The following is a 12,982-nucleotide window of genomic DNA, read 5'->3' as shown; positions in this document are numbered from 1 at the left end:
CTTTTTTTTCATATTAAAAATTTCATTTAATTTCTTTTTGATTTCATTTTAAATTTATACATTTGAAAACGAAACACAACGAAACATTATGAAACGAAGCCTGGAACTCAGCAAACTCAGCACGGTAAAAGAATGGGACTTCATAATTATTGGCGGGGGCGCCAGTGGTTTAGGTTCGGCATTAGACGCTACCAGCAGAGGTTTTAGAACGTTATTACTCGAATCTCATGATTTTGCCAAAGCTACTTCCAGCCGAAGCACCAAGCTTGTCCACGGCGGGGTAAGATATTTAGCGCAGGGCGATATTGGGCTGGTTAAGGAAGCATTAAAGGAAAGAGGCTTATTGGCTAAGAATGCAGCGCATGTCGTAAAAAATCAGTCTTTTATCATTCCGAATTACACTTGGTGGGGCGGAATTTATTATAAAATAGGACTTTCGATCTATGATTTTCTTGCAGGGAAATTAAGCTTAGGCAGAACGAAATACATCAGCAAAGCAAAAACAGTTGAAAAACTGCCAACCATCGAGCAAAAAGATCTGGCCAGCGGTGTTGTTTATCAGGACGGACAGTTTGATGATGCCCGCCTAGCCATTAATTTAACTCAAACAATTATTGAAAAAGGCGGAACTGCGGTTAATTATGTAAAGGTTATTAATTTAATTAAAAACGATTCCGGAAAGATCACAGGTGTAATTGCTGAAGATCAATTCTCGAAACAGCAATTTGAAATTAAAGCGAAAGTCGTGATCAACGCGACCGGAGTTTTCACCAATGACATATTAAATATGAATAACCCAAAACATGGAAAACTTGTGGTGCCAAGTCAGGGAATTCATTTGGTTTTGGATAAATCTTTCTTAAAAAGCGATGACGCGATTATGATTCCGAAAACTTCGGACGGAAGAGTTTTATTTGTCGTTCCTTGGCACGACAGAGCTTTAGTGGGAACCACGGATACGCTTTTGGAAAATGAAAGTTTTGAACCGAGAGCCTTAGAAGATGAAATTACATTTGTTTTAAACACTGCTAGACAATATTTAGCAAAAAAACCAACCCGAGAAGATGTAAAATCGGTTTTTGCAGGGCTTCGACCGTTAGCCGCTCCCAAAGATGGTGCAAAAAGTACCAAAGAAGTTTCCCGAAGTCATAAAGTGATTACTTCTGAAACCGGATTAATCTCAATTATCGGCGGAAAATGGACCACTTACCGAAAAATGGCAGAAGATACTGTGGACGAAGCAATGAAAGTTCATAAACTAGGAATTACTACTTCAAAAACCGAAAACCTTTCGATTCATGGAAATGTGAAACCTGAGACCGTAGACAGAACCCATCATTTATATGTATACGGTTCGGATATTCCTGAAATTAAAAAATTACAGCAAAGCAATTCAGAATTTGCAGAAAAAATACATCCTGAACATCCTTTCACGATTGCGGAAGCTGTTTGGGCAGTAAGAAACGAAATGGCAGAAACCGTCGAAGATATTTTGGCGAGACGCGTAAGATTATTATTTTTAGACGCGAGAGCTGCTATCGACAGTGCAGAAAAAATCGCTTCAATTATCGCAAAAGAAAACGGACATTCCCAAGAATGGATCAACGAACAAACGAATGAATTTATAGAATTGGCAAAAGGCTATTTACTGATTCCTTATTCTCCAAAAACAAATCATTCTAAATAAATGAACACTTATGAAAGAGAAATTAATTCTGGCTTTAGATCAGGGGACTACATCGTCCCGAGCCATCCTCTTCAATCACAACGGGCAAATAAAATACATTTCCCAAAAGAATTTTGAACAAATATTTCCTAAACCCGGCTGGGTAGAACACGATCCGAATGAAATATGGTCATCTCAGATATCCGTAGCGGCAGAAATTATTGCCAAAGCCGGAATCTCAGGTCTGGAAGTTGCTGCCATCGGCATTACCAATCAGCGTGAAACCACTGTTGTCTGGGATAGAGAAACGGGCGAACCGATTTATAATGCGATCGTTTGGCAAGACAGAAGAACCTCTAAATATTGCGACGAACTAAAAGAACAGGGACATACAGAAATCATTAAAGAAAAAACAGGTCTTGTATTGGATGCTTATTTTTCTGCCACAAAACTGAAATGGATTTTAGATAATGTAGAAGGAGCAAGAGAAAAAGCCGAAGCCGGAAAACTGTGTTTCGGAACTGTCGATACCTGGCTGATCTGGAAACTTACCCGCGGAAAAATGTTCATCACCGATGTTTCTAATGCAAGCAGAACAATGCTTTTAAATATTCATACTTTAGAATGGGATGAAGAACTTTTAAGCTTATTTAATATTCCTAAAAATATATTGCCTACCGTAAAACAAAGCAGCGAAGTATATGGTGAAACGGCTACTACTCTATTTTCAACCAAAATTCCTATTGCGGGAATTGCGGGAGATCAGCAGGCCGCTTTATTCGGGCAAATGTGTACAAAACCGGGAATGGTAAAAAATACTTACGGAACCGGATGTTTCCTTTTAATGAATACCGGAACTGAAGCTGTTTTATCCAAAAACAATCTGCTAACAACTGTTGCCTGGAAAATTAATGGAGAAGTAAATTATGCCTTGGAAGGCAGTGTTTTCGTCGGTGGCGCAGCAATTCAGTGGTTGAGAGATGGTTTAAAACTCATCAGATCTGCAGAAGAAATCAATGATCTTGCAAAATCAGTGGAAGATAATGGCGGCGTTTATTTTGTTCCTGCATTAACGGGATTGGGCGCTCCTTACTGGGATCAGTATGCCCGAGGAACCATTGTGGGCGTTACCCGCGGAACAACCAACGGACATATCGCAAGAGCCACTTTAGAAGGTATTGCTTTTCAGGTGTATGATATTGTGAAAGCAATGGAAGCAGATTCTGGAAGAGAAAGTTTAGAATTGAGAGTGGATGGCGGTGCTTCGGCGAGTAATTTATTAATGCAGATTCAATCCGATTTATTTGGATTTAAAATCACAAGACCAAAAACATTAGAAACAACGGCCTTAGGAGCTGCTTATCTTGCAGGATTGGCGGTCGGTTACTGGAAAAGCATTGACGAAATCCAGTCGCAATGGATTGTTGATAAAGATTTTCATCCAGAGCTCGCACAGGAAAAAGTAGAGAAAATGGTAACGACATGGAACAAGGCCGTGCAACGTTCTCAAAGCTGGATTGAAGATTAATTTCACCTTATAAAAACTAAGATATGACTACATTTATAGCAGAACTTATCGGAACCATGCTGATGATCTTATTAGGAAACGGCGTGGTGGCCAACGTAGTTTTAAAAGGTACGAAAGGAAATAATTCCGGCTGGATTGTAATTACGACCGCCTGGGCGCTAGCCGTTTTTGTCGGCGTAACCGTTGCCGGTCCGGTGAGTGGTGCACATTTGAATCCCGCTGTAACATTAGGATTAGCCTTCGCAGGAAAATTTTCGTGGGATCTCGTTCCAACGTATATTGCTGGAGAAATGATCGGGGCAATGTTGGGTGCTTTTCTTGTATGGCTTTTTAATAAAGATCATTTTGAAATTACAGAAGATGAAGGCGCTAAACTCGCTTGTTTCAGCACAGGTCCGGCTATAAGAAAACCTTTATCAAATTTAATCAGTGAAATCATCGGAACTTTCGTGTTGGTATTTGTCATCTTCAATTTTGTGGATGCCAGCATTTATGTAAACGATGCATCGGAAGCGAAAATAGGTTTGGGAACTGTAGGCGCATTGCCGGTAACTCTATTGGTCTGGGCCATCGGACTGTCTTTAGGCGGAACCACCGGATATGCAATTAATCCGGCTCGTGATCTGGGACCAAGAATTATGCATGCCCTTCTTCCAGTAAAAGGAAGCAGTGACTGGGGCTATGCATGGATTCCCGTTTTGGGGCCTGTTATCGGAGCCGCCCTTGCCGCATTATTACATTTAAGTTTAAACTTTTAGTAAAAACGATATGAAAGAGCCATCCTATTTCGGATGGCTTTCTTATTTAAACACAAATTACATGAATATTTTCACCAATAAACAGTATGAAGTATGACTAAAATAATTCCAATATTTTAAACCATTAAGATACTGTTAAGAAGTTTAGAAAAATTAAGGTGAGCGTCATAGTAATTAGTCATTCCTTAAAAACCAAGTAATATTTTGATTATCAGTTTTATGCACTTATATTTCGTAAAAAATCGTTGTAAAAAATTGCAATAAATTGTATTTTTAGGATATAAAAAGTGGCAAAATGTTAGGCAAAATAAGAGAGGATTTACAGCAGAATTTATTCAAGACCAGGCTTACGGAGCTTATTAATATGGAGCATCCGGTGGTAAAATTAGCTGGGGAGATTTCCTGGGATAAAATGGAGTCAGAGTTTGAGAAATTATTTTCAGAAAACGGAAGACCTTCTATTGCTATCCGTAAAATAGCAGGAATGCTTTTGCTCAAGGAAATGTTTAAAGAAAGTGATGAAAGTGTAATAGAGAGATGGATTGAGAATGCGTATTGGCAATATTTTACCGGAGAAACCTTTTTCCAGACAGAGCAGCCTTTCGATCCGAGCAATTTTGTACACTTCAGAAAAAGAATTGGAGATAAGGGTTTGGAATTTCTTTTGGGACAAAGCGTTTCTCTCCATCCCAAAGCCAAAACAGAAGATGAAGTTCAGGTAGATACGACGGTTCAGGAGAAGAACATTACCTTTCCTACCGATGCCAAATTAGCAAAAAAAGTAATCGACAATTGTAGAAAAATAGCAGAAAAAGAGAGCGTTGTACAAAGACAAAGCTACAGAAGAGTGAGCAAACAATTATTGCGGGACGCTTTTTTTGGACATCATCCCAGAAGACAGAAGAAGGCAAAAATGGCGAGGAAAAAGCTCAGGACGATTGGTAAAAGAGTTCTTCGGGAATTGGAAAGAAAACTTCCTAAAGATGTTTTGAAAGGCTACGAAGACGTTTTTAAAATTTACCTTAAAGCACTCACCCAAGAACGTACCACGAAAGATAAAATTTACAGTCTTCACGAGCCACAAGTTGCGTGTATTGCGAAAGGAAAATCGGGAAAAGCATACGAGTTTGGGACAAAAGTAGCAGTAGTAAGAGGTCGGAAAACAGGGATCATCAGCTCGGTAAAGAGATTTTCTGGCAATCCTCACGATAGTAAAACTCTTGAAGAATCATTGGCACAGAGTGAGAGGGTAAGAAAATCCGTTGGCGGAACAAGACCTACGAAAGCCACTACAGACAGAGGATTTAAAGGAATCAAAGAAGTGGAAGGAACAGCAATTTTGCTTCCCGCAAAAAAAGAAAAAACAAAATATGGGCAACAAGTAGCCAGATTAAGATTCCGGGCAAGAGCAGCCATAGAACCTTGTATCTCTCATTTAAAAAGAAACCACTCCTTAGGATTAAACTTCCTGAAAGGAGTGGCTGGAGATATTAATAATGCATTATTAGCAGGGATTGGATACAATTTGAAGATGAGATTGAATCAAATCAAACAACAAATTCTTCTTTGGCTCGAACTTGTTCTCCGAATCTTTTTAGGCAAATATAATTTTCAAAGTCAAAAAACAGCTTTTTAAGGAGCGACTAATTAATATAAATATTCTCAATTTCAATCTTTTATCAGCAGAATTAAATTTTATCTGCGATAAAATCCTTGTGCCTTAAAAACATTCACCATTAAAAAAATCTTTGCGACTTTGCGATTAACCAACAAACAACAATTCTCCCTAAATCAAAATTAAATTCAAATTTTTCATCAAATCACAAAAACTCATTAATCACCGTAATTTTACGGTTTACTTTTTGCTGAGATATTTTTACTTTTGAAAAAAATTTTAATTATGAAAAAGCTTTTTTGTTTATTGATTCTATGCATCGGCTTCTTATCTTTTGCACAGTCGAAAGTACCGTTTGTCGGGAAAAGATTTTATGATATTGTTGAAGGCTTCAGCGGAAGTGGAACTCCCGCCTACTATGTAGACATCAAGAAAAACGGAGATGTACATTTCGGATACGTTCAGGTGAATCAGGCAGACGGAACTGAAACAGCGGAAGACATTAATGTAGGGAAATACAATCCTAAAGTAATGACCGTCCATTTTAAAAAGTTCAATGAAACTTTTAATCTTAAACTTGAAAAAGATAAAATTTATTTAACCGATAAAAACGGAAATATTCAGAAAACGTCAGATTGCTGTTCGGTAGCAGAAAGCACAGATCCTGACACGAAATGTTCTTGTGAAAGCGAACTGTTCAAACCATGATGCATATAAGACCATTTCTTCTTCTGATCTTCTTATCTTTCATTTCGTGTGGAAAAAGAGACCATCATCCCTATACCTTTTATTACTGGAAAACGAAACTGGCTTTAGATAAAACCGAAAAAGACATTCTCAAAAAAGCCGGCGATCCTATTTTATACACTCGTTTTTTCGATGTTGATAAAGTAGATGGAAAGTTTCAGCCCATTGGAGTCATTACAAAAGATAAAAGTTTTGAAACCGATAAGCAAATTGCGCCCACGGTTTTCATTACCAACCGAACTTTTCTGTATATCAAAAAAGAAAACATCCCATTTTTGGCGGAAAAAGTTCATCAATTGATTCAGAAAAAAACAGCTGAATATCATTTAAAAACAAATAATGAAATTCAGATCGATTGTGACTGGACAGCCGGAACTCGGGATGATTACTTCACTTTTTTAAAAGAACTAAAAAGAATCTCGGGAAAAGAAATTACCTGTACGCTTCGGCTTCATCAGGTAAAAGATAAGGCACAAACCGGAATCCCGCCTGTTGCGAAAGTTTTTCTGATGTGCTACTCTACTTCTTCGCCGCTTGAAAATTCGGATAAAAATTCTATTCTGGATGTTAATATTCTGAAAAGTTATCTTTCAAAACTCGAAGAATATCCGATTAAAAAAATTGAAGTGGCACTTCCCATTTATTCATGGGGAATTGTGACGAATCATCTGGGAAAACACAGATTAATTAATGCGTTATCGCAAAAAGATCTGGATAATCCTGACTTCAGAAAAATATCGGAGAATGAAATTGAAATTCAGAAAGACGGATTTTATTTCGGTAATTTTCTGAATAAAGGTTTTAAAATTAAGATTGAAGAGATTTCCGATCAACAGCTTCTGGACGTTATTCATTTCCTTGACAAAAAAATTCCACAATACAATATCATTTATTATCAATTAGATAGTAAATTTGTTATCAACCAAAATTTTAATTTAATCTAAATTTATAATATAATTGATTTTAGAAAATCATCGTTGCATCGAATAGGTTTTGAAAAGCTGTATTGAGAAATTATCAAGAGTTCTCGATACATTTTTCTTCGCTTTGCTACGAAAAACACTCGAACTGACGAAGGTTTCAAAATTAATTGAGGGTAAATTACATTCATTTAAAAAATTAAAAACACCACAGCTAATATGAAAAAGTACCTACTTTCATTTGCCGTACTATCACTTTTTTACACAAAATCTGATGCCTGTGCATGGGCTGATCCTGATTATGATTATTTCAATCTTTTCACACAGTCCATTATAAAAGATAAATCTTATTTGCCGTTTTTACACAGCTATTCCACAAGATTTTATACCGACTACAGTCCTTCGCTTCTGGCTCAAATCCCGGATGAGAATATTGAAGCGTGGAAAAAATACTTTAACAATCAGCTCAGTTACTCCGAAACGTTGTTTTTGGTGAATAAAATGAGCATGAATGATTTAAATGAATTAAAAAAAGGAAATCCAAACAACCAATTGCTAAAAAAACTGGGAACGGGTTTCTACACAAAATATACAGAAGGAATTGATTATCTGATTGAGGCAAAATATCTGGAGCCTTATATGAAAATCAATTATATTGAAAGTTCGGATTCATTTTATTACCGCGAAGATCAGAAAGATGTAAATGCTACAAATCTTGATTACAATAAAACGATTGCTGCATTAACGTCACTTTATAACGCTGCCAAAAATCCGGAAATTAAGCAACGTTACGGTTTCCAGCTCGTGCGTTTTAATCATTATACCCGAAATTACGATGCCGCAGCTCAGGCTTTTAAAACCTATGTCGCTCCTATCAAACTGAAAGGCGCCCCTTATATTATGGCACTCGATCAGCTTGCCGGCGCACAACGCGGGATGGATATGAACAGTGAAGCCAACTGGAACTTTTTTCAGGTTTTCAAAGACAGTAAAAGCCGTAAAGAGTCTGCCTTTGTTTCGATGCAGCTGTCGGATACCGCTTCATTTAATAATATTTTAAAAAGAGCGAATACGAACGACGAAAAAAATATGGCGTATTTTCTTTTAGGCTATCAGGATTTTACCAATCCGATTCCTTTGATGGAAAAAATGTATGACATTAACCCTGATTCGGAAATCCTGAAAGTAATGGCAGCAAGGAGCATTAATGAAATTGAAAGAAGCTATCTTCCGACCTATTATTATGCTTCAGCTGAAAATGGAACTGCGGTTAAAAATTCTACACAAAACAATTCAGATAAAACAAATACTGAAACTGCTGAACCTAAAAAGGAGGAATTATCTTTCTGGCAAAAGATTGTAAGGTTCTTTAAAAATCTTTTTGGAGGTTCAAAATCGAAAGGTGAAACAGGAAATAAAGCTGATCAAAGTGATGATGAATTGCTGGATAACCCGAATAGAATTCCTGTATATTCTAAGAATAATTCGTATTACTGGTCTGAAAATGATCAACAAAAAGACTTTTTGGATGATTTGCAAAAATTTGCTTCTAAAACAAAAGAAAAATCAAAGGATGAATACTGGCAGATCGCCGATGCTTACCTCATGTTTTTGAAAAAAGACTATAAAGCAAGCACTGAGATTTTAGAAGATATTAAAACCACCAATCCGGAATATCTTGAAGAAATTAAAAGAATGAAAGTGTTGAATGATATTGTTTCTCAGCCTAAAATTGATGCAAAATATGAAGATCATTTGATGAAAGATTATGCTGAATATTTTGTGGAAAAACCGGTAAAAAAAGACAGCACAAATCAATATGATGAATATGGAACGGCGCCGTCAACTGCAGATTTCTTAAAAGATGTTTTGGCCAACCGTTATTTCCTGCAAGGTGAAGACGGAAAATCTTACCTGATGAATAATAAGCTGTCGGATCTTCAGTATAACCCGAACTCCAGCTTGGTAAAAAGTGTTGAAGAATTTTACAGAAAACCGAATAAGACTCAGTTTGAACAACAGATCATTTCTAAAAATATGGATAATGTGGGGAATATGGATGCGTTTTTCAGTGTGATCTATGGTGACAGAGCGATGAGAACGGCCGACTTTGCCAAAGCGAAATCGTATTATGAAAAAGCGCAGACCTTCGCCGGAATTCCGAGAGAAAACTATGAGCGCTATAATCCACTAACCGGAAATTATGAAAAACTTGTTTATGACGGCAAAAATTATGACGGTTTCCACAATATTTCAAATCTGATCTTCGGACACAATACCTGGGAAAGTTTTGAAAGTCCGCAAGACCAAAGTATGAAAGCGGAAGATTACAGCCCCTTCCCTTTCATTAAACCCAATATGAATAAACTGGAACTTGCAAATGCTCTTCTTCAACTTAAACAAATCGGAAACGGAAAGGATGAAAAGTCGGCCAAAGCCAATCAGCTCATCGGAAATGTTTTGTATAATACTTCTGTTTTAGGGTATTACCGACAGGTTTTCGTGATGGATGTTGACAACAGCAATGGTGGAAAGTATGATTTCTGGACAACTGATCGCAAAAATCCTTACCAATATTACTATAAAAACTTTTTGGACACTACGTATATTGAGCCTGATAATTTTGACCTGTCGATTAATTATTATCAAAAAGCTCTTAACACGTCTAACAATAAAGAAGAAAAAGCAAGAATATTATTCCAGATGGCCAGCGCCGAGCAAGGAAAGTATTATCAGTATGAAGCAAAAAATCCGGCTAATATTGATTATTCTGATCCAAAATGGTCCGAGAAAAATGCCGCTCACGATCTGCAAATGACAACCACCAAACATGAAAAATACAAAACGTATTTTGCTATTTTAAAGAATCAGTATTCGGATACTGAAACAGCAAAAGGGCTGATGGGTAGCTGTATTTATTTTGAGTATTTTATGAAGTAGTAGATTGTTTTATTTTCAAAATAAAAAATATTTATACAAATCAGGCTGTCTTTTTATAGACAGCCTGTTTTTCTATTTGAAGCCACGAGTGAGACGCTCGCGCCAGCGGGGGATTATTATTTATCTATAATCAATCATTCAAAAACTAAATCATATTCTTTTGATAGTTTTTCATTGGTAACTAATCTCCATCCCTCCTTTAATTTTTCTTCTGCCTTTTCCCCAACGTAAAAATTGTCTATTTTTTTGAATTCTTTCTTTATATGTGACGAAAAATCTTTAAATACTTCTAAAGAAAAATCATTTATAAACGCAGTACCACAAGAACCTGCAAGCAGAATTCCTTCATTATAAATCCCTCCAAACTGGAAGCAAATGCTGGTTTGATTCTGTGATGGATCAATAGCATATTTAACACCGCCTTTTACTTGTGGAACTGTTCTGGTAACTAATGGAATACCTTTAGGCATTGCCATTAATCTTAAATCCTTATTCCAATCACTATTTTTTGGAGTACCAAAATTTAAAATTTCAAGTACAGAATTATAGGTACTACTTTCCCTCTCATCAAATAAACCCATCTCATAATATCTTATTGAATGATTGTATTCAATTATCTTCATTATAGGTTCAATATCTTCTTTTGTTGCAAAAAACAAAATTTGCTTGCTTTTCATACTTGTTATCTTTTAGGTATTAATAAAAGGTGTTCTCTCCCCCCGCTGCCGCACGATTGCATCGTGTGGTTTAATAACCAAAATCTTTTAAAATATTTAGCAAAACTTATGAAATATACCCCCAGGATTGTAGAACTTATAATGAGGACTCATCATTATATTTTTATAAAGATAAAAACTTTTAAGAAATTATTGGATAATAAAAATGCCACACGAAAGGATTCGTGAGGCAGCGGGGGTATATCCTTGCTCATTCATAATACTTCTTTCTTCAGATGTAAATCTTCTACTTTTTCCATTTTTTGCAAAGAGGCCTTCCCTCGCTGCCGCACGATTGCATCGTGTGGTTTAATAACCATAATTTTTTAAAATATTTAGCAAAACTTATGAAATATACCCTGAGGATTCTAGAACTTATAATGAGGACTCATCATTATATTTTTATAAAGATAAAAACTTTTAAAAAATTATTGGATAATAAAAATGCCACACGAAAGGATTCGTGCGGCAGCGGGGCTTTTATCGGTAAAAGAAAACTCAAAGATGCGCTCTCTAATGTCCTACAAGATGTAAAATAATAAAAGCCACTCATTGAGTGGCTTTGTTATTTATCAGTCACGGATTGCAAATCCGCGACATCGGGTTTATCTTAAGGAATAGCTAAGTAGTATTCTAAAGAATTTAAATAATCACTTTCAATGGTTAATAATCTAACTTTATCATATTCAATTTTTTCCTCATTTAAATATTTACCTTTGACACCCAACATATTGATCAAGAAAAACTTTTCATTATTTTTTTGAACATTACCGATTATTGAATAATCAGAACTATCTAAGCCAAGCTCAATAAGTTTTGAGTTATTTTCAGAAAAATAATTTGTAACGTCTTTTATTGTTTCTAAAGATTTATAAGTAGAATTAATCTTAAAAGACTTAATTTTATGTGTAAATACTTTAATTTTCAATTCGTTATCTTTTTCACAGTCAATATACTTCACATATTTTTTATTAATGAAACATATGCCATCCAGTACATAATCTACAGGATTTAAAAGTACTACAAGTATATTATTATTTTCAAACAATTTTACAGCACTAATTAAATCTGTATAACGGCTAATTTTTATATTAAGTAACTCCATATATTATTATTTTCTTCTATAAGGTCTTCTATCATCACCCTCGCTGCCGCACGATTGCATCGTGTGGTTTAATAACCAAAATCTTTTTAAATATTTAGCAAAACTTATGAAATATACCCCAGGGTCGTAGAACTTATAATGAGGACTCATCATTATATTTTTATAAAGATAAAAACTTTTAAGAAATTATTGGATAATAAAAATGCCACACGAAAGGATTCGTGCGGCAGCGGGGGGCAGCTTTTTGATATGAACACAGACCAGATTATTAATTACGATGGCTCTATTCCCAAAGAAGTAGTTTTGGAAGATAAAACGGAACTCGAACAGATTCGGCTGATACAACAGCTCGAAGACGAAGACAAGCAAACCATTTTCCGGCTCGTGGAAAAAATGCTCACCAATAAAAAATTTAAAGATTTTTTTGCTAAAAACGCAGCTGCTTTATAACACAAAAAACCCATCGCAATTGCGATGGGTTTTCTTTTATCTGCCACACGATACAATCGTGCGGGAGCGGGGCTTCTGAATCAATGTTAACCTTTAAATCGGTATACAGAAAATTCAATTTTTCTGGATCGATTAAATAATCGATAAAATTTACTAAATTCATTTATTATATTTTATTACCAATATGCAGAGATATTACCGAATTACGCATCATTCAGTCCATACTCATAAAGTCTTTTGGCAATATCTTCTAATGATGGTGCATAGTTCAAACTATTTATCCAGTCAGCAATAAATTCTTTTGCTAAAAACACTTCAAGTAGATAAAAATATTTATCACCATTTTCTATTTTAATTCCATTATCTCCATCTTCAGGATATGAAAGAATTAAATCAGATTTATAATCATTCATATTTTTTAAAAAAATTATTGAATCCTCGTCAATATTATCAATCTGATTTATTAAATCAATTAAATTCATAATTTTTATTTTAAAATTTTATTTTCCCCAAATAGCAAAACCACCTTTGTTTCCA

At 35.5% G+C, this 12,982-nt stretch carries 11 protein-coding genes; 8 read left to right on the top strand and 3 right to left on the bottom strand.

Annotated features, from left to right (window positions below):
• Window positions 1-88 precede the first annotated feature (88 nt).
• From VUJ46_RS17490 to VUJ46_RS17460, 7 genes are all read left to right on the top strand, one after another.
• Window positions 89-1,687: a glycerol-3-phosphate dehydrogenase/oxidase gene (locus VUJ46_RS17490; protein WP_326982000.1), complete on the top strand. Its 1,599-nt coding sequence runs from the start codon at window positions 89-91 to the stop codon at window positions 1,685-1,687.
• Window positions 1,688-1,697: 10 nt separating this feature from the next.
• Window positions 1,698-3,194, top strand: coding sequence for a glycerol kinase GlpK (glpK, locus tag VUJ46_RS17485; protein ID WP_326981999.1), 1,497 nt, complete (start codon window positions 1,698-1,700; stop codon window positions 3,192-3,194).
• Between the two features lie 23 nt (window positions 3,195-3,217).
• Window positions 3,218-3,952, top strand: coding sequence for an MIP/aquaporin family protein (locus tag VUJ46_RS17480; RefSeq protein WP_326981998.1), 735 nt, complete (start codon window positions 3,218-3,220; stop codon window positions 3,950-3,952).
• A gap of 295 nt (window positions 3,953-4,247) precedes the next feature.
• Window positions 4,248-5,588, top strand: coding sequence for an IS5 family transposase (locus VUJ46_RS17475; protein WP_326981209.1), 1,341 nt, complete (start codon window positions 4,248-4,250; stop codon window positions 5,586-5,588).
• Between the two features lie 264 nt (window positions 5,589-5,852).
• On the top strand, window positions 5,853-6,275 hold the full coding sequence (locus VUJ46_RS17470) for a hypothetical protein (RefSeq protein ID WP_267405744.1): 423 nt from the start codon (window positions 5,853-5,855) through the stop codon (window positions 6,273-6,275).
• Entirely contained in the window at window positions 6,275-7,258 is a 984-nt protein-coding gene (locus VUJ46_RS17465) for a hypothetical protein (RefSeq protein ID WP_442784958.1), read from the top strand. The genes VUJ46_RS17470 and VUJ46_RS17465 overlap by 1 nt, the downstream gene beginning before the upstream one ends.
• 195 nt (window positions 7,259-7,453) lie before the next feature.
• The gene (locus VUJ46_RS17460) at window positions 7,454-10,174 is read left to right on the top strand and encodes a hypothetical protein (RefSeq protein ID WP_326981996.1); all 2,721 of its coding nucleotides are present in this window, start codon (window positions 7,454-7,456) and stop codon (window positions 10,172-10,174) included.
• Between the two features lie 134 nt (window positions 10,175-10,308).
• On the opposite strand, the gene VUJ46_RS17455 is transcribed toward VUJ46_RS17460, so the two are convergent.
• Window positions 10,309-10,851, bottom strand: coding sequence for a hypothetical protein (locus tag VUJ46_RS17455; RefSeq protein WP_326981995.1), 543 nt, complete (start codon window positions 10,849-10,851; stop codon window positions 10,309-10,311).
• Between the two features lie 649 nt (window positions 10,852-11,500).
• Complete coding sequence (locus VUJ46_RS17450; protein WP_326981994.1) at window positions 11,501-11,995, bottom strand: hypothetical protein; 495 nt, start codon at window positions 11,993-11,995, stop codon at window positions 11,501-11,503.
• 189 nt (window positions 11,996-12,184) lie between these two features.
• Between VUJ46_RS17450 and VUJ46_RS17445 the strand changes: the two genes are divergently transcribed.
• A complete protein-coding gene (locus VUJ46_RS17445; RefSeq protein WP_326981993.1) occupies window positions 12,185-12,445 on the top strand; it encodes an XRE family transcriptional regulator in 261 nt (86 codons plus the stop codon).
• A 203-nt stretch (window positions 12,446-12,648) separates the two neighbouring features.
• Here the strand turns inward: VUJ46_RS17445 and VUJ46_RS17440 are convergent, their stop codons facing one another.
• Window positions 12,649-12,927: a hypothetical protein gene (locus tag VUJ46_RS17440; protein WP_326981992.1), complete on the bottom strand. Its 279-nt coding sequence runs from the start codon at window positions 12,925-12,927 to the stop codon at window positions 12,649-12,651.
• Window positions 12,928-12,982: the final 55 nt, after the last annotated feature.

The sequence above is a fragment of the Chryseobacterium sp. MYb264 genome (genome assembly GCF_035974275.1).
GTDB lineage: Bacteria > Bacteroidota > Bacteroidia > Flavobacteriales > Weeksellaceae > Chryseobacterium.
The sequence above is the reverse complement of the archived record's forward strand: the minus strand, read 5'-3'. Positions and strand labels throughout refer to the sequence as shown.